A 17,964-nucleotide genomic window follows, 5' to 3' on the forward strand; every position below is an offset into this window, starting at 1 on the left:
ATAGTGAGGTGTCACATGACTAATCCAGTCTCTTCGTCTGAGAACGTAGAAGCAAAAAAAGTGGCATCTGCCCGTCCTGCACGGCTGGCGACTCCGGTCACCGAACTCAGTGATCTCCCGCCGGCAATGCCACTGACTACAGTGTTGACGCTATTTCTGGGTGCAATTCTGGGGGCCTTTGCTGCGGTGATCATTCTGCCCACGTGGGCCCCAAACCTGAGTACATCGCTATTGGGTGATGAACCGAAAGCCTACTGGTATCTGTCGCGCAGCAGTGCGGTGGTCGCGTATGGACTGCTCTGGCTGTCGATGATCTTTGGCTTGCTGATGACCAATCGCATGGCGCGCTTGTGGCCGGGCGGGCCGGGGGCATTCGATCTCCATCAACACACCAGCCTGCTCGGATTGGCCTTCGCCATCTTTCACGCCCTGATTCTGCTCGGTGATCGCTACATCAGCGCCACCCTGACCCAAATCCTCGTGCCTTTTGCGTACACTGGCTATGAACCGCTCTGGGTTGGGCTGGGGCAGCTTACTCTGTACGGCATGGCTATCATTAGCTTCAGTTTTTACGTCAAGCAGTGGATCGGACGTACCATGTGGCGCTTGATCCATTTTCTCAGCTTTGTGATCTGGTTGCTCAGCCTCTTGCACGCCTTGTACAGCGGAAGTGATACTGATCTCCTGTCGGTATTTTACTGGGTGAGCGGCGGGGGTGTGCTCTTGCTGACAATCTACCGGGTGTTGGTGACGATGATGCCGACGAAAAAAGGGCGAGCATAAGTCCTTTAGATGTGGATAGATGTGGAGGTGCCATCCTTGAAAGCGTTCCATCACGTATCAAACCCCACTTTCATTGAAGAGAGCATTTATGGTACGTTTCGTGCCCGATTTGCGCTCGAGCTGTTCAACAACACATTGTTTTTTCCTATCACCAATATCCTGTACGAATTGCTTATGGGGTCCCCCCTTGACTATCTTCGATCATCAGACCCTTACATTATCATCGTTGCTGCGCTTATACAGGCCTATTGGCTAACCTGTCATGCCGAAAAACGACTTCATCGACTGCTCGGTCATCTAATGGGGCCGACTATTTATACGTTCATCGAAGTATCTCTGGAAGGTGCCCAATTTTTTACCGCGACTAACCATGTAGCATATTGGTTCTTTTCAATAGCGATTGGCATTGCGCGGGAATTAAGGCTTTACCTGCCGCGCTTTTCTGCGCTGTTTACCATCATCGAAAATGCTACTCGTGTCTCTATTCTCTTTTTTATGTATGGAATATTTGAAATTCATCTAAATCGCAATCAAACACCGTCACTGGCGTCATTCTTTGCCGATCCAAGCCATGTGTTTGTTGGCATGGCTGTAGTCATCATCGGCTTAAGTATTGGTTTGGCCAATGTCACTGCTGATACCTATCTGAAAAAGCTACGATATACGTCGCAGATGCTAAAAATGTATTCTGAATGGCTTCTTGGAAGAGACCTCTTGGCACGATCCCTGAGTGATCCAACAGCTTTACAAACTATACGTCGCGAACGAACAATTTTGTTCATGGACATCCGGGGATTTACCGCCTGGAGTGAAGTTCACACACCTGAAGAGGTAGTTGAGCTTCTCAATGAGTACTATCGTCAATCCGAGTCGATTCTTCTCCAACACTCGGCAATCAAATGGAAATTTACCGCTGATGAAGTCATGGCTATTTTTCCCCACGTCCAGGCAGCAATTACCGCCGCGAACGAGATGATCGACGAAATCCATCGATTTCTGGTCGCTAAACAACTTGGCGTAGGGATTGGCATCGATGTTGGTCCGGTTGTTGAAGGGGTACTGGGTGGTGCGAACGTGCGCTTCTACGATGCCATGGGTGATACCGTAAATACGGCCAAACGAATTGAGAATTACGCACAGGCAGGTGAGATTCTGATTTCCGAACAAGCGCAACAATACCTTACTACATCAATACCAGCTACAAATCGTCGTGAACTGCATGCTAAAGGTAAGTCGCAAGCCATTATCACCTACTTGCTGAATGCCTGAACATAGCCGTAGATAAGGGCGTGATCTTTTTCGGTTACACCCTGGTTGCCATCAGTGCCAGACTACGGTACAATCAAGAGGTTAGATACCGAACTTTAAGGAGTGGCATTGATGGTAACCTATGACGATCTCGTGATGGCGCTCGAAGATGCGTGGCTAAGTGTTGGCCTGCACGAACATGCGCTGGTAGAGAGCGTTATCCCGGCAACGCATGATCGCACGTGCAAAATAGAACTCTTTCCCGAACACGCCGAGCCGTTAACGCTGGCGACGATGCCGCCGTGGCTGGAGCTGAATTTTACCTGGTCACCGGTGCACCAATTAATTAGCGAAGGGCGTGATTTGCCGGCTGACCCGCTTGAGCTAACCCTGACATATACGGTTACGCTGGTCAATCATCGTGATCGGAGTGATATTGAGCTGGTGCGGATGTTTCAACGTGCGGTTCGTAGCGCCTTCGAGCGCCACTTTCCGGCGGATTTGCTTGAAATGGAGTCGGTGTCGGTTGAAGTGCGACGAATGTACCAGCCAGTTGGACAAAAAGTGGAGCTGGAAGCGGTGCAGTTGGTTAGCTCAACGATGGTCGATCTGTTTGAGCAGTGGGAAGATCGAGACGTGCAGAGCCTGCGCCAGCTTCTACGTTCGGAGATGAATCTTGCCCGCACGATTATTGCCAACCTGAGTGATACCTTCCATCCACACGGGAATGGTGGTTATCGCTCTGTTGATGCCGCATAGCTTATCCTATCGCCAGACCACTCGCCAGCAGTGTTGCACCAGCTATCAGATAGCGTATCCATTGCGGAAGATAGCCGGCGCCGATAGTGATGATCATCGCGATAACCACACTCGCGAACACAACTCCCCATCCCGCTATTGCGCCAGGAACAGGCAGGGCCTGCAATCCAGCACTCAGCGGCAAAACACCGACCATTACGAACCCCAGCTCGCTACAAGCGGTTGCCAGATTGGGCCTTGTTGACATAATTTGAGACGATCCAACAAACCATGCCACGATGCCCAGCCCGTAACCGATCTGCGGCAGAGGCTCTGCCGGCCAGCGGAGCAGGCCACTGAGACTGAGGGTGTTGGTGATGCTGGCAAATACCATGGCTGCCATGATGATGGGGAGATATTGATTGATCACGTCACGAGGATCACGCCGTTCCTGGGCGACCTGGCGCATAACCGGCCACATGAGCAAGAGTAATGTGGTCGCCAGATCAAGACCGTAGGCAAACGAAGCTGCCGGTGCCAGCGGGAGAAGTGTGAGGACGCACAGTGGCGGCAAGACATCGATCAGCGTTGTAATGTGATCGTCTCGCGTAATAGTTACACCCCGCAGACGGGCAAACATAACGACGGCTAGCACTGCGCTGAGGCCACCTGGATAGAGAAGTAGCCGTGGCCAGGCCTGACCCAACACACCAAGGAGATCGCTCATATACTTTTCCGCCAACGTAGTATCAGCCAGGCCAGAGCACCGATCAAACAGAGCAGGGCCAGCAGTGCCAGACCGGGTGCAGTCGCCGCGGTGCGTGATCCGGCATCGAGAGCCAGCAGGCCGGCCCATCCCCATGGCTCGATTGCTCCGTAAGGTGTAAGCCCGCCTTGCAAATGATCGCTCAGTGGACGCAACAACCAGCGTGCCAGCCACGGTGATGCAAGTCCTCCGCCCAGAGTTATTAATGCTACGATACTGCTCCGCCAGTGACGCTGACCAGCGATGTTCCTGCCGGCAGCCAGAATGAGCAATAACGCGACCGCCCAGACTACAATCGCCAACACGGCAATCCTGGCGGCCATCGCAGCGGCACTGACTGACCAGAAGGCGACAAATCCCAGCGTTCCCGGTATCGCTCCACTCAACATCCAGCCGGCCCAGGGAGCTATGCCGGACGCCGGATCGCCCAACCGTCGTACACACAGATGGAGTAAGAGCAGACCGGCAGCCACAACGCCGGCTGGGGTGGCGCATCCAACCGCGACCATTGCCAGACTGCTGATAGCGCGTTGTAACCACGCCTCGGCGATCTGCGTCGCTTCAGCCGTAACCGCACGCCACGCTGCCCCCAACGCCAGGGCGCTACCTGCCAGCAGAGTCGCAAATTGCCAGCCCAAATTCCACGGCCCAACCGAGTACAGGCGTAGCAGGGCAGTCAAGCCGAACAAGGTGATCAGTGGATCAAAAGGCGACTCACGCTGGCTCATAGTCTCGATGCCACCCATCGCGATCAAAGCGCCGGCCAGGAGCAGCACGAAGCTGATGCTGTTCAGGCCGGTACCACTAAATTCGAGCCACCACGAATCGGCACCGGCCCCGATCAGTAGATAGCTGGCAGCCATCCCTGCGCCGCTAAGGTAATAGCGGCGGTCTTCAGACAGCACCGTTCCGATCAGCAACCCCAGCGCCATCCCGATCAGATGCCCGCTCAGGAGTGCAATGCATAACGCGCCCAGTTGACCTATTCTTCGCCAGGAAGGCGGAACCGTTAGCCCGATCAGACCGGCCAGCACCATTGTCAGAGCACTCAAGCCGTCAATGCGCAGGAAGCCATTGCCGACAATAAGGAGGCGTTGCTGGATCAGGCCGAGGAGACCTACCCCGGCCAGCATGACAATAGCTGCACCGAGATAAGGCAAAACAGATCTAAGCGGGAGCGGTTGTGGTTGATCTGACATACTGCGATTGATGAAAGTTGTCAAAAAACCGTTAACCTATTATAATCACTGTCTGGTCAAAGATACAAACAACGGTGTTCCTATGTTCAACTCGATACGCACCCTGCTCAACGTCCGTCACCCTGATGAAGAGGTACGCCAGCGTTGGCGAAATATCATTGTTATTGCGCTGGGTTTGCTTATTATTAACCTGATGGTGGTGATTTCGCTGCTGTTTAATCTTTCTCAAATCACAAGATTGTTTGCTACTTCTGCGGTCAATGTTATTCTATACATTTTTGTGATCTTTATAACGTTTAGGGGGTTTGTTGAGCTTGCCGGATGGCTAATAGTTATTTTATCACTGTTTGGCACTATAACGGCGACACTGGTTAATCCTGATCGCCCAGTTGCCATCTTTTTATCAGTTCCTCTGGTACTGGCGGCAACAGTTCTAAGCCTGCGTAGTCTGATCCTCGTCTTCTTGCTTACAGCATGCAGTTTGGCAGGCATTGCCTTTTTTCTCGAACCGACTCCACTCAATCTTACCACACGTGACTTTTTAATTCCTGTGGGCGTGCTCTGTGGCTTTCTCAGTGTCATCAGTTTTGTGCAGAGTGCCGGGAATGAGGCCCTTCATCGGCAGTTGCAGGCGGCGCTCCAACAGGCAAAGCAAACTGCCGATCAGTTGCGGTTGTTGAACGACGAGCTTGACCGGCGGGTTGATGCACAGACAGAGGCCTTGCAGGATGCGTTAAGCGAGTTGGAGGAGCGTACCCGGCAACAAGATCACCTGCTCGCCGAGGTGATCGCACAACGTGATGTAATTCGGAAGCTGAGTGTCCCCGTGCTACCGGCGGGAACCGATCTGCTGGCTATCCCGTTAGTGGGGACGATTGATCAGGAACGACTGGCAACCATTCAACAACAGGCTCTAACCGCCGTCGAACAGCGACGGGCACGCTGGTTGATTCTCGATGTCACCGGTGTACCGTTCATCGATACCGGGGTAGCAGGTGGACTGGTTCAGTTAGTGCAGAGCGTTCGGTTGCTGGGGGCCGACGTAGTGCTGGTCGGTGTGCGCCCGGAAGTTGCGCAGACGATGGTGAGTCTGGGGATTGAGCTGCCAATTACCCGTGTATACAGCGATCTGGCTGGGGCAATGGAAGATTTACATCACCGTACAAATCACTCTCGCCAAAACAACAGACAGTGATTGCTGTACGACCGGCACCAGTCCAATCAGAAGCTGTGCGTCTGTAGCAGGTGGTCGTATCATACGTAGTGCCGGGTAGGTGTGGGTATTGTCTACGACTCACCGCGGATTAGTTCTTGCCGACGATACCGGCAGTTGGGACAGTAGGTGATACGATAGCCGGCGACAGTAGCTCGCTGGAGCCGATGGCTGCAATTGGGGCAGGTGTCGGTTTGCACTTCTCCACCACCCGTCACCAGTGGTGTAAGTGGTGAAGCCGCTGACGACACGGTTGGCGATTGTCCTGCATTTGGCGCAGCAACCAGGCGGGCCGGGCGAAAATCCCAATCCTTACTCAACAGTTCAACAATCTGGGCATAGTCGAGAGCACCGCGTGAACGAGGATCGTGCTCGTAGATCGTCTTACCGACAGCTGAGGCTTCGGAAAGCCGTACATTCACACGCACCGGTGGCAGCACCAGCCGGCCATAGGTGCGATTCAGGTGGGCAAGCAATTCTACCGATTGCCGCGTGCGTGGGTCTACCATCGTTGGAATAATGGCCCGTACCACGCCGGTGCTACCTTTCACCCGACCGATCTGAGCGATCAGCTTTTCCAGCCCTTTCACCGCAAACGGCTCAACCGTCGTCGGGATGATCACGTCAGTGGCTGCGATCAACGCATTTTGATTGAGCACAGTGAGCGAACCACCGCAATCGAAGAAGATGAAGTCGTACTCATTGCGTAGCGGGCGTACCAGTTGTTCAAGAACCCGTACCCAATCCGCACGCCCGGCAATGGCCTGATGCGCCAGCAACAGCGTTTCGTTTGCGGCAACCAGATCGAGATTCGGGCGGGCATTGATTCGTAAGTCAGCAAGTGGTTTATGTTCAACAATTGCCTCATAGAGTGTACGGCGGGGTTGGACACCGAGCGCCATCGCCAGATTGCCCTGGGCATCGATGTCAATGAGCAAGACGCGCGCACCTTTCAATGCCAGACCGGCACTGACATTGACGACGGTTGTGGTTTTGCCAATACCACCCTTCAAGTTGATGACAGCGACGATCCGCGCCATGCCTTGCTCCTGATATTGAGGCTCTTTAATGCGTTGCCAGTGTAGTGGAGCAGCGATTGCTTGTCAAGCCGAGACATGATGAAGTTTCGACAACCGGGCATTTCCGCCGTAGATGTCACTGTGACGGCACATCCTGCACTGCATCTTCGACCACATTTGTGTTTTCTTATACAATACCTATAAGAAGCAGTCTATTCCCCGTTGAGGTTGCAACTGATGACTGAGGAACAGCCAGACTATACCGATGATCAGATCGTTCTACCGCCAATCCCGCCGAATGAAGAAGAACGGCTGCGTGAACTGGAGAGCTTTCAGATTCTCGATACGCTGCCTGAGCAGATCTTCGAGGACATTGTACGTATCGCTGCCTACATCTGCCAGACTCCGGTTGCCCTGGTGAACCTGATCGACCGTCATCGCCAGTGGTTAATGGCACGGTTGGGGTTCAGTGATGGTGAAGTCGAGCGTACCCTCACATTTTGTGCATTCACAATCAATGATCCTGATCGCGTGACGGTAGTGCCGGATGCAACCCGTGACCCGCGCTTTGCCAACAATCCCTACGTGCGCCAGGAACCGTACATTCGTTTTTACGCTGGTGCGCCACTCGTAACGTCACACGGGTACGCACTCGGTACAGTCTGCGTGGTAGATCACCAGCCGCGTCAGCTTTCGCCGGAACAGCTTGAGATGTTGCGCCTCTTATCACGTCAAGTTGTGACCCAGCTTGAAATCCGGCGTGATCTGCTGCGCCTCGAACAGCGCCTGCTACAGCGCGAACAGGAGTATCTATCGCTGAATGCGTACCTTCAGAATCTGGAAGACAAACTGGCAGTCGCCCAACAGCAATCGCTCACCGATCCCTTGACCGGCGTATTCAACCGGCGTGGCTTTGCCTCGCGTCTCAGCGAAGAGATTGAGCGGGCGCGACGGTACCAGGTACCTTTGGCGTTGCTTCTAATCGATGTCGATCATTTCAAGCAATACAATGACACCTTTGGGCATCTTGCCGGTGATGAAGCGCTCCGTATGATTGCCCAACTTCTCAGTGAAGGTTGTCGTAAACACGACATCGTGGCCCGGTATGGTGGTGAAGAATTTGCTGTTATCCTACCGGCAACTGCCGGCGACGGTGCTCAGGTCTTGGGCGAGCGGCTACGCCGGTTGGTGCAGATGGCGGCCTGGCCGCTGCATCCACTAACAATCAGTGTGGGTGGCGCGGTCTTACAGCCTGAGATGACTGACGAGCATGACCTGATTGCGCAGGCTGATAGCGCGTTATACCAGGCAAAAGCGCAGGGCCGTAATACGTGTGTCATCATTGCCTGACCCGCAGGCTATGGTTGCGCTAACCCATCGAAAAAGGTCGTAAGGATCAGGTCGGCAATCATGTGGCCCTGGTCGCCAGCCGGTGCCTGATCGGTGTGAAAAAACGGGTAGAGCATCCCCAGCAGCAACCATGTTGCAGCGTGTGGATCAACCGGTCGCAACTCGCCACGTTCGATACCACTCCGAATCATGGCTGACATTGGTTCAATCAAACCATTGGCATAACAGCGCTCGACGTTGGCGCGGGCGGTTGCGCTCAGGCGGGGGAGATCGTGATTACTCAGCCGCACCAGGGCGCGTTGCGCGGGAGCTTTTGTAAACAGTCCGCGGATCAACGTGGAAAGCTGGCGACGGGTGTCAGGCTGGCGTTCCGCAGTCGCTACCAGGGCAGCCATCTCATCGGCCCAGTTAGTGAGCACTGCCACCAGCAAATCTTCCTTGTCGCGAAAATGGTGATAAAGACCGGCCTTCGACAAGCCCACTGCTTCAGCAATCTCGCGCATAGCAATGCCATCGTAGCCGTAAGCTACAATCAGACGTGCTGCCTCATCGATAATGCGATTGCGTATCTGCTCTGAATGTTGTTGTCGACTCATATCATTGTCCGTCAAGCTGACACCAGGGTTTCCTTCATCTTAACGCATCCTGGTGGCAGCGTGTGTAGAACTTATTTCATAAAAAGCTGTACTGTCGCGCTCTAATAACCATCTCCAGTACCATCACGCGCTGAATTGGTTGCCTTGCTCGCCCATTATCCGCGTGTTGCGTCGTTTGGAGTGCGGCAGCCATGCTGCCGCGCCAGCCGTGCTTACGATCCGGTGCGTGGTACGCCGTTGACCCGGCTGGTCACGCGGATGCGGTGTACTTGTCACGATCCTGGAGTCGGTTGGTAGAATGAGATAACTTCTGGTAGATGTTTTTTGAAACAAGTTCTAATGTCACATCTTGATCGATGCCGGCTGCTGCGTTGTCAACGAGGCAGAGATACTGCTCTCCGCAGGGCAGGCTTCCAGCCTGTGCTGGTAACAGACGATGGTGATCAGGCTTCCAGCCCGCCCTACACTCCCCTCGATCCGCATATTACTCAGCCATTGTCCGATTCACGAGTGGTCAGGTCCGTTACGCACGACGCAATTCCTCGTCATGACCACAATCAGCAGGAATACTGCTGTACCACGCACCTGCCCGTGATCACGACTACTGTGCGCCACGGGCAAGCATGTCTGGAACCAGTGTCTACTCCGTCGGATCATCCGCAGCGACAATGCTGGTGCTGCGCAGCCGCACTCAGGAGCGGTGCCGGCGTGATCGGGAGATAGCATACGATGGTCACGATCACGCCAGATGAATAAACCCGATCAATGGGCGTGCGCCATCGCAGTTGCCCGCTCGGCACTACGGCTCTTGAGGGCCAGTGCGAACGGTGTGAGCAAGAGCATCACAATCCCGATCACGAAAAAGGCCAGCGCATAGCCGGCAACTGCGCCACCTCCAGTTGCGGCCAGCACCCCTACCAGGACGGCTCCCAACAATTGACCACTCCCCATTGTAACAGTGAGTAGTCCTTGAGCGGCAGCCCGTTCGTTCGCCGATACTTCATTCAGCAGAATATACCGCAAGGCGGCGCCAAGCAAGATTGCCAGACCCAAACCGCTGACGACCGCAGCGAGGTAGAATGCCACCAGACTCGTTGGCCATGTACTCAGGATCAGCATCCCGATCCCACTCAGCACGACACCAATACTCACCACAATCCGCGAGCCGAAGCGGTCGAGCAGACGACCTGAAACCGGTGACCCAACCGCCATCGCCAGCACCACCGGCAGCAGCATGAAACTTGCCGTCGAACTGCTGACACCGTAGGCTGCTGTGAGCAGTGCCGGCACAAAGACAACGGCAGACTCGGCAATCCCCGCACCGATTGCCAGGGCCGTCGTTATCCAGATTTGGCGCGAACGAAAGATGGCTGGTTGCAGGATGGGTTCAGCGGCCCGTTGCTCGATAGCAATGAAGATGGGGGCCAGCGCGAACGCAACAATCAATGCGCCAATTGCCGGTATTGGTAGTGCTCCGGTGCTCAATTGAGCCGGATCGAGTTCGGTTAACCCATATGCCAGACCGGTGAGCATCAGTCCGAGCACAATGAGGCCGGCCAGATCAAAGGTTGCCGCAGACTGGCGCGTGCGACCCGGCAAAAGGCGGAGGCTGAAGATGATCAGCACTGCGGCCAGGGGCAGATTGACCAGGAAGAGCCATTGCCAGCCAAGCAAGAGGAGTAATCCACCGATGATTGGTCCGATCAGGAACGCAATCCCGAACACAGCCCCAATCAATCCGAGTGCCGAGCCGCGCCGTTCAGGGGGGAACGTATCACCGATAACGGCACTGGCAACCGGAATCACGCCGCCAGCACTTACCCCCTGCACCAGACGGCCCAGAAGGAGTACAGGAAAAGAGGGTGCGAGGGCAACGAGCAGCGATCCCAGCGCAAAACCACTCAGGCTCAAGACGTACAAAGCCCGTCGACCAAACCGATCCGATAGGGCGGCAATGGTTGGGGTGCCGACCAGGTTCCCCAGGACATAGATCGAAAAGACCCAGGATAACGCCCGCTCATCAACCCCAAAGACCCGCTGAATCGCGGGCAATGCCGGCCCGACAATCGCAATATCGAGCGCGGCCATCAAAACACCAACAAAGAGAAGTCCCAGGATTTGATTCCGCCGACGTTCATCACTCATAGCTGAAGTCCTCCTCACACGACATGTCTTTCATTTTACCGACCGACCGGTCGGTAAGTATTATAGCACAGTTGAGTACCATGATGCATGTGCTTTTACCGGTTTCTGGTTTGACATTCCTCTCTGTTCGTGGTAAGATAACGCGGCGTGAGGGCGCGGGGGTGTAGCTCAGTTGGAAGAGCGCGACAATCGCACTGTCGAGGTCAGGGGTTCGAATCCCCTCACCTCCACCAGAGAAGGGGCCATAGCTCAGTTGGAAGAGCGCAACACTGGCAGTGTTGAGGTCAGGGGTTCGAATCCCCTTGGCTCCACCAGGTATCAATCGCCGCCGAGATGGCGGCGGTTTTGTTTTCGAGATCGTTGTGAGATGTGTAGCAGGTGAATGATGACAGCAGAACCAGTGCAGGCTCTTATCGTCCACGGTGGGGCGTGGGCCATTCCCGATGATCAGGTCACCGCTCATATTGCCGGTTGCATCGCAGCGCGGACTGCCGGATGGCAGGTGTTGCAGAACGGTGGCAGTGCGCTTGATGCAGTAGAGGCGGCGGTGCGGGTGATGGAAGACGATCCGATCTTTGACGCCGGCACCGGATCGGTGCTGACCAGTGCCGGCACTGTTGAATTGGACGCGGCATTGATGGATGGGCGCACGCTGCGTTACGGTGCAGTTGCCGGTCTCCAACGCATTCGCAACCCAATCACACTCGCCCGCCACGTATTGAATGGGCCGGCGACGATGCTGGTTGGCCCCGGGGCTGAAGCATTTGCGGCGACAGTAGGTATGCCTTTCTGCGACAATGCAGAGTTAATTGTCGAACGTGAACGCCAGTTGTGGCTGGCCTGGAAAGCACAGGGAACGCCACCGCCACCACCGGCCAGCGGCCACGACACCGTCGGGGCGATTGCCCTCGACCAGTCCGGCCAGCTTGTGGCCGCCAATTCAACCGGCGGCACACCGTTTAAACTGCCTGGCCGGGTTGGCGATACGCCGCTCATTGGTTGTGGTCTCTACGCAACCGCAGATGGGGCAGCGGTATGCACCGGTTGGGGCGAGTCGATTACCCGCGTGGCATTGGCTCGACGGGTCGTCGAGTTGCTCGAAGATGGTATGCACCCCCAGGTGGCTGCCGAACGCGGGATCAAGCTGTTGTCTGAACTGGTGCCAGATGGACGCGGCGGCGTGATTGTCCTGATCCCCCGTGGCGAGGTTGGCCTGGCCTGGAACACGCCACGGATGGCCTACGCCTACATCACCAGTCGCGGTGCTGCCCAGGCCGGGGTGTGATGGCAAGTCTTGTCTTGAGTAATGCCATATTCACGCCATGTCACTGGTGGTGTCGATCATCTGCGGAACGCGGATGGACGCGGATTGATATATGTGCTCGTGATCTGTCCCTAACGGGGCATATTGCGGCGAAGGCGAGGTTAACCCTCTGTCACATACACCGTACACTTGCCAACGGGGGCATCGGAAAGCGACGATCAAATCAACGTCGGATGGGAGCAGGCACTGATCCTATCCCCATCCTTGCAGTCGGTGCTTGCAGAACACAGCACGACAGCATAGCTGCCGCACGTCAGAGAGTTACTAACAGGGTGGGTGTACTTATGGATTGATTGAACGGCGACTCTGTAACCATGATCGAATGAGATCGGCGAAGCATGACAGATCATCAAGCTGGCAAGGCTAGCATAGACTTCGTCCCAATCTATCTGGATATAATCGTGCACCAGGATGTTTCGTAGACCCGCGAGCGGGGCGAGGTGACCGGCAAAGTCTGGCGGTAGCACACCAAGTTCGCCCATGCGAAGAATCGCCTCATAATAGCTTCGTGGTTTCTGAGCACCTTCCAGGGTAATAATCCGGTGGCAGATGTCAATACACCACTGTGCTGCTACCTCCAGATTACGCTCCACAATGTCGCGCAGGTACGGATCACTCAGAAACTCAGTCTTCGTTCGAGTACGAAGTGGTGTCAGACGTGCCAATCGTTCGCAGAGTTTCGTCCAAGCGCCGCTCGATACCGCTGAACGCGACGTTCATTACCGGTTCCTTTCAAAATATCTTCTTGCTGGGCCTGCAAGAACGGGAGGTAATCACCGTAGTGACTCATGACCTCCGCTTCATACTCAACCCGTTCGGCAAGAGAATGCTGGTAGATGATCGGGCCCTGTGCGATAACGGCATAGGCCAGTTCAATGGGTGCTTGATTGAGGACGACCAGATCGACCTTTCTCCCATTGAGGAGCACCGCGAAACGATGTTCAAGTTCAGCCAGCGCTTGCAGCGTTGACGTGCCATGCGTCAGCAAGACTGCCAGATCGACGTCGCTGAGCGGACCGGTTGTGCCGCTCACCTGTGAACCAAACAGGTAAACGAGGCGCACGTTGGGGTGCGTGGTCATCATGGCTTCAACCTGCTGCCGGAGGTGTTGTATATCCAGTTCCGACATGATCATCTCCCAGGTGAACCCGCCGGCCCTTCAGGTTCGCACGTTGTGAGGAGCAGAGGGGTGCGAATCACCATGTCGTCACCGGCCAGAGAGTTGCTTCTCTGTACGTAAGTGCGTCAATTATATCAAATCTGGTAGAGGAGAATCCACGACACACCAGCCAGGGAATACCCTGATACTGCCCCTAAACGATGTACTGCTGGAGGGTAGGGGCGACGTATGCGTCGCCCCTACTGCTACACCAACGATAACCAACCGACTCGCCGGTGGTACACTTGAACGATGCGCGGGTGGTTAGGCCAGTGGCAAACGGCGCAACTGCTCAGCATTACCATCAGGTTCACTGCTGCATCAGGTGCGTGTCACGCTGTTTACTCTACTGGTCACGGAGATGATGTGTATGCTCGTCACGACATACCTGCTTGATCTAAAAACACCATTGTATTTTGACTGGAAAAAAGATATACTGAGATGCAGACTTGAACGCATTGCGAATGTCAGTGATCTGGGATGACTTTCTGACACCGACCGACACTAGTGGAAGTTTGTGCTAAGGACCTGGCTCACCATCAGAAAGTGCATCCTGCAATCGATCACTTTGCTCCCAGACCATACTCAGGAGTACTCAGAGAGTCTCAAGGTTCGCGAATATGCTCACCCAGGAACAAATTCTGTCTTTGCTCAGACAAAACAAAGCCTATCTTTGTCGTGAATATGGCGTAAAAACAATCGGTATATTTGGATCGTATGCAAAAGGTTGTGCCACCGAAGAGAGTAATATTGATCTTGTCGTAGAGTTTGAGCGACCAATCGGCTTTCGATTTGTTGAATTTGCTGAGTATCTTGAGAGGCTGTTGGGTCGGCACGTGGATGTAGTGACGCCGGCCGGTGTTCAAGGTGTCAAGATGGCCGCCGTTGCCAGGGATATTGCCGGGAGCATTGTTTATGTCTAAGCGCAGGGATCATGACCTGCTGGGTGACATTCAAGAAGCTACCCGGCAGATCGCAGCTTACACTGCTGATATGACATACGCTGAGTTATCCCAATATTCCATGGAAGAATATGGCTGGCCTCCGCGACAGACTAATTCATCATTACTTCGGTGTTAATCTGGATATCGTGTGGGAGATTTTCACCATTGAACTCCCCAGAGTAGCCGCACAATTGGCAAAAAGTCTGGAACAGGAAAGTGATAGCTAGCATACGCCTGTACCGGTAATACTCTGTGCACGAAGGAACAATGTGCCGTTAAAACCAATGCACAATCAGTGACTGCAATCCATTCATCAATCCCATACCTGTCTACCTCGTCCCTGTTTCGCGTGAGCTATTCTCCCCTAATTACCAGCCGCGCATTCGGGTGCGCGTAGAGGCTGTAGGCCAGCCAGGTCGTATCGTCAGGGAAGGCATTACGGGTGGCGATACGCGCATGCCGGATTGCTTCTCCCAACGTCATCCCCGATTGCTGACAGGCAGTGTAGAACGCTTCGGCGAAATGGCGGGCAGCGCCGTCGTGTACCGACCAGAGCGGTGCAATGAGCGCACCGACCCGACAATGACCAACCAGTGTTGCCGCCCAGCCCCCCAGTCCGGTCAGCGCCAGACCACCCTGACCGACCCGGCAGGCGTTCAGGAAGACCAGTGGCCGGTCGGTGCGCAGGCGGGTTTGTGCCCGTCCGACCAGATCGTTGGGCCGCAGGAAGTATTGGTCTTGCAGGATGAGCGGAGAGTTGTCAGGCACCTGCTGGTCGAAGTTGCCGTGGCAGGCAAAATGCCACAGTTTGAGCGGGGTATTACCTTCCAGTAATTGCTCGACCAGAGATCTACGCGCTTCGGCAGGCGAATGGTCGGCGATACCTCGCTGTGCAGCCAGCCCTCGCACGAAGTCGCGTTCGATCTGCGCCTCGGCCAGGCCCGAGTCGGTTGGGGTGATACACGCCAGCGTGTTAGCAATAATCTCGGCTGCTGGCGCATCCCCGCCACTGACCCAGCGACTGAGGGTGTATTGCACGCAGAGAAAATCATCGTCAACGCCATCATCGTAGGGCTTGATCAGTTCCCAGGGAATCCACGGCTCGTCGGAGACAATCTCCAGCGTGCGAACACGGCCACGAATGCGCTCACAGTATTCGCGGGCCAGTTCTACACCGAACAAGTCGCGGTAGAGGCGTTGCCCGATTTTTGCCAGATGACGCTGCACTTCCTGCGCTGTGGGATTAAAGAGTGGTCTACCGTCACTATCCTGCCCCCGCGCCAGGTTCTCAATCTCGCGGATGATCTGGTAGCGGTACTGCTGCGGGTCAGCACGCAGCACCGGCCCTTTCAGGATACGTTCTTCAGTAGTGTGGTAGTGCAGGGTGTAGGTCAGCCGATTACCTTCGGTGCAGACCCGCAGCACCAGATCGGGGAAAGGGGCGCGAAAAGCACCGATTGACAATCCTCGTGCCGGTAGTTTGTGCGGAGTAGCGTCTGATCCATCCTCTGCTGCGACAAGCCGATGGGTGATACTGGTCAGCAGGTCGCTTCCGGCGTGGAAATCGATCACCACCGATTGGTGACCGATCCGCACGGCCCGCAGGTAGAAGACCACCGGTTCGCTGTCGCCCTCCGTCACTTGCAGAGTTTTGGTCGGCTCTGTCAGCAGCTCAAGACCATCTCCTGGGGTGAGTACCACCCTAATGAGCTGATTGAGCCGGGCCTGGATGACCGTCTGATCGGTTTCACCATCACTCGCGACGCGGGTCAGCCCGACGATGATCGGGAACCGTTTATTGATCTCCGTGCGGGTCGGGGCATACACTTCAGTCGCCCGCCTGACCACCGGCGGGTTGAGCAGGTGCATCATCTGTTCACGCAGCGTAGTGTCGTCAGGGCGGGCGTCGTCAGGTGATGCGTCACCAGCGCTGCCCAGGTACAGATGACCACTGCGGGTGATACGCAGCTCCGCCTTGCGTACCCGGCGCAGCACTTCAATCCCGTCGGGCAGGGTACGCAGTTCGAAGAGCAGCATCAGCGAGATGCGTGAACGCTCCTTGTCACCGGTAGCCTGGGCAAAACGACGCAGCAGATCGATCAGCCGCCAGTAGAGCCGGGGCCAGTCGGGGCCAGTCTTCGCCGGCAGATCGGGCCACAGCGTCAGCAGAGCGGCAACCGTTCTGGGTATGTTCATACTGCAACCTCCTCAGCAGCAAAACATTAAACGCGAGCGCGATAAACTCAAGCGGCAACCGTTTTGGGTATGTTCATACTGCAACCTCCCCGGCGCCGTAGCAGACGAAGGGCGCCCAGTACGACGGATCGGCAAATGGTGTTGCTGACGGGTCGACAGCAGTAACGGCCATCTCCATAAGTTCCTCCAGCAGCGTGAACGGCATCCGGTGCGCCTGCTGGCGACGGGCCTCGGCAAGCGTTTGATGGTGCGTTAGATATGCTTCCAGTTCAGCGTTGGTCAGATCGCGCAACCACTGCTGCGCCCGGCGCAAAGCCTGAGCCGGCGGTTGACCGTCCTGGAACATCAGTTCATAAGTGCGGGTTATGAGCAATGCCGTGCCGGCGTCGTCAACGCTCCACAGCGTGCCGATGACCGTCGGTACACCAGCCTGGAGCAGTCCCGTCGGCAACCCGATCAGCTCTTCGGGGAGGTTACGGAAGTCGCTGATCGCCGTCTGACAGGCCGAGAGCACGGCCAGCCGGGCTGTATCCAGACCGCTGACGTCAGTAGCCAGCAGATCGCGCAGGCGCAGACGATCATCACCGGCCAGGATCAGCGCCGAGTCGAGCGGCTCGGCAGGGTTGAAAGTGCCGTGGCAACTGAAATGGAGGTGGGTTGCCCCTTTCAGCAACGGCAGCAACGCAGCGGAGGTAGCGTCCTCTTCGTACAGCGGTGTCGCAGCACTTGGTGGTATCAGATCGACCACGCTCTGAAGTTCAGCCTGCGCATAGCGCAGGCTGCGCGGCCAGCGGGCGACCAGCGCGTGTAGATGGGTCAACGGTTCCCCCAGCGTCTGTGGCAGGCGTTGCACCAGGTCGTGAAGCTGGAACCCTTCGTAGCGCAGGGTTGCGGTGGATTGGGCAACCAGCCTGGTCAATTGTTGCTGGATCGTTGCCACAGCCTCCTGGTCGGACTGCGGCAGGGCAGCGACGGCATCACGAATCTGCCGGTGCAGCTCCATCAGTGCCGCCACCGGCGGCAGCGGGTTGCCCACTCCAACCAGGCGCAACGGTGCGGTCTGGCGCTGCGCCAGCGCCCGACGTGCGGTAGCCAGCGCCAGCGCTGAGGGAGCGTAGGTCACTGTGAATTCATCAAGCAACCAGGTCTCGCGTCCAGCAACGGTATAGCGGGCAGCGTGCAGCGGCAGCAGGGCCAGCCGACCGGTGGGGATGAGGACGATGGGGCGGCCCTCACCTCTCCCCCCGGCCCCCTCCCCTCTCCCGCTGTGCGGGAGAGGGGAGG

17 protein-coding genes and 2 tRNA genes are annotated in these 17,964 nt (G+C 55.9%); 10 read left to right on the plus strand and 9 right to left on the minus strand.

The window, feature by feature from the left end; all coding sequences use genetic code 11:
* Positions 1 to 15: 15 nt before the first annotated feature.
* The 3 genes from VAE57_RS05280 to VAE57_RS05290 all read left to right on the plus strand — a co-directional run bounded on the left by VAE57_RS05280 (position 16) and on the right by VAE57_RS05290 (position 2,790).
* On the plus strand, positions 16 to 783 hold the full coding sequence (locus VAE57_RS05280) for a hypothetical protein (protein WP_322820852.1): 768 nt from the start codon (positions 16 to 18) through the stop codon (positions 781 to 783).
* Positions 784 to 810: 27 nt separating this feature from the next.
* Positions 811 to 2,052, plus strand: coding sequence for an adenylate/guanylate cyclase domain-containing protein (locus VAE57_RS05285; protein ID WP_322820867.1), 1,242 nt, complete (start codon positions 811 to 813; stop codon positions 2,050 to 2,052).
* Positions 2,053 to 2,163: 111 nt separating this feature from the next.
* The gene (locus VAE57_RS05290; protein ID WP_322820853.1) at positions 2,164 to 2,790 is read left to right on the plus strand and encodes a hypothetical protein; all 627 of its coding nucleotides are present in this window, start codon (positions 2,164 to 2,166) and stop codon (positions 2,788 to 2,790) included.
* A 1-nt stretch (position 2,791) separates the two neighbouring features.
* On the opposite strand, the gene VAE57_RS05295 is transcribed toward VAE57_RS05290, so the two are convergent.
* Positions 2,792 to 3,496, minus strand: a complete 705-nt coding sequence (locus VAE57_RS05295; protein ID WP_322820854.1) for a hypothetical protein — start codon at positions 3,494 to 3,496, stop codon at positions 2,792 to 2,794.
* Positions 3,493 to 4,734 (minus strand): hypothetical protein, encoded by a 1,242-nt coding sequence (locus VAE57_RS05300; protein WP_322820855.1) that lies wholly within the window; start codon positions 4,732 to 4,734, stop codon positions 3,493 to 3,495. The genes VAE57_RS05295 and VAE57_RS05300 overlap by 4 nt, the downstream gene beginning before the upstream one ends.
* Positions 4,735 to 4,816: 82 nt before the next feature.
* Between VAE57_RS05300 and VAE57_RS05305 the strand changes: the two genes are divergently transcribed.
* Positions 4,817 to 5,929 (plus strand): STAS domain-containing protein, encoded by a 1,113-nt coding sequence (locus VAE57_RS05305; protein ID WP_322820856.1) that lies wholly within the window; start codon positions 4,817 to 4,819, stop codon positions 5,927 to 5,929.
* A 92-nt stretch (positions 5,930 to 6,021) separates the two neighbouring features.
* Here VAE57_RS05305 and VAE57_RS05310 read toward each other — a convergent pair whose 3' ends face one another.
* Positions 6,022 to 6,987, minus strand: coding sequence for an AAA family ATPase (locus VAE57_RS05310; protein WP_322820857.1), 966 nt, complete (start codon positions 6,985 to 6,987; stop codon positions 6,022 to 6,024).
* A 216-nt stretch (positions 6,988 to 7,203) separates the two neighbouring features.
* Between VAE57_RS05310 and VAE57_RS05315 the strand changes: the two genes are divergently transcribed.
* The gene (locus VAE57_RS05315; protein WP_322820858.1) at positions 7,204 to 8,316 is read left to right on the plus strand and encodes a sensor domain-containing diguanylate cyclase; all 1,113 of its coding nucleotides are present in this window, start codon (positions 7,204 to 7,206) and stop codon (positions 8,314 to 8,316) included.
* 8 nt (positions 8,317 to 8,324) lie between these two features.
* Here the strand turns inward: VAE57_RS05315 and VAE57_RS05320 are convergent, their stop codons facing one another.
* Positions 8,325 to 8,912, minus strand: a complete 588-nt coding sequence (locus VAE57_RS05320) for a TetR/AcrR family transcriptional regulator (RefSeq protein ID WP_322820859.1) — start codon at positions 8,910 to 8,912, stop codon at positions 8,325 to 8,327.
* Between the two features lie 762 nt (positions 8,913 to 9,674).
* A complete protein-coding gene (locus VAE57_RS05325) occupies positions 9,675 to 11,057 on the minus strand; it encodes an MFS transporter (protein WP_322820860.1) in 1,383 nt (460 codons plus the stop codon).
* Between the two features lie 157 nt (positions 11,058 to 11,214).
* Between VAE57_RS05325 and VAE57_RS05330 the strand changes: the two genes are divergently transcribed.
* From VAE57_RS05330 to VAE57_RS05340, 3 genes are all read left to right on the plus strand, one after another.
* A tRNA-Ala gene (locus VAE57_RS05330) sits at positions 11,215 to 11,290 on the plus strand.
* Between the two features lie 5 nt (positions 11,291 to 11,295).
* Positions 11,296 to 11,371, plus strand: a tRNA-Ala gene (locus tag VAE57_RS05335).
* Positions 11,372 to 11,442: 71 nt separating this feature from the next.
* Positions 11,443 to 12,342 carry an isoaspartyl peptidase/L-asparaginase gene (locus VAE57_RS05340; protein ID WP_322820861.1) on the plus strand — a complete coding sequence of 300 codons (900 nt, stop codon included), beginning with the start codon at positions 11,443 to 11,445 and terminating at the stop codon, positions 12,340 to 12,342.
* Between the two features lie 197 nt (positions 12,343 to 12,539).
* Here the strand turns inward: VAE57_RS05340 and hepT are convergent, their stop codons facing one another.
* Both hepT and mntA read right to left on the minus strand, forming a co-directional pair.
* Entirely contained in the window at positions 12,540 to 13,046 is a 507-nt protein-coding gene (gene hepT, locus VAE57_RS05345) for a type VII toxin-antitoxin system HepT family RNase toxin (RefSeq protein WP_416208430.1), read from the minus strand.
* A complete protein-coding gene (mntA, locus tag VAE57_RS05350; RefSeq protein ID WP_322820863.1) occupies positions 13,034 to 13,510 on the minus strand; it encodes a type VII toxin-antitoxin system MntA family adenylyltransferase antitoxin in 477 nt (158 codons plus the stop codon). Before mntA ends, hepT begins: the two co-directional genes overlap by 13 nt.
* A gap of 650 nt (positions 13,511 to 14,160) precedes the next feature.
* Between mntA and VAE57_RS05355 the strand changes: the two genes are divergently transcribed.
* Both VAE57_RS05355 and VAE57_RS18770 read left to right on the plus strand, forming a co-directional pair.
* Positions 14,161 to 14,463 carry a nucleotidyltransferase family protein gene (locus VAE57_RS05355; RefSeq protein WP_322820864.1) on the plus strand — a complete coding sequence of 101 codons (303 nt, stop codon included), beginning with the start codon at positions 14,161 to 14,163 and terminating at the stop codon, positions 14,461 to 14,463.
* 110 nt (positions 14,464 to 14,573) lie between these two features.
* A complete protein-coding gene (locus tag VAE57_RS18770) occupies positions 14,574 to 14,711 on the plus strand; it encodes a DUF86 domain-containing protein (protein ID WP_416208431.1) in 138 nt (45 codons plus the stop codon).
* A gap of 127 nt (positions 14,712 to 14,838) precedes the next feature.
* On the opposite strand, the gene VAE57_RS05360 is transcribed toward VAE57_RS18770, so the two are convergent.
* Complete coding sequence (locus tag VAE57_RS05360; RefSeq protein ID WP_322820865.1) at positions 14,839 to 16,680, minus strand: CHAT domain-containing protein; 1,842 nt, start codon at positions 16,678 to 16,680, stop codon at positions 14,839 to 14,841.
* Positions 16,681 to 16,753: 73 nt separating this feature from the next.
* Positions 16,754 to 17,964: CHAT domain-containing protein (locus tag VAE57_RS05365; protein ID WP_322820866.1), on the minus strand; the 1,211-nt coding region annotated here is incomplete at its 5' end.

The organism is Chloroflexus sp., assembly GCF_034434295.1.
Lineage (GTDB): Bacteria > Chloroflexota > Chloroflexia > Chloroflexales > Chloroflexaceae > Chloroflexus.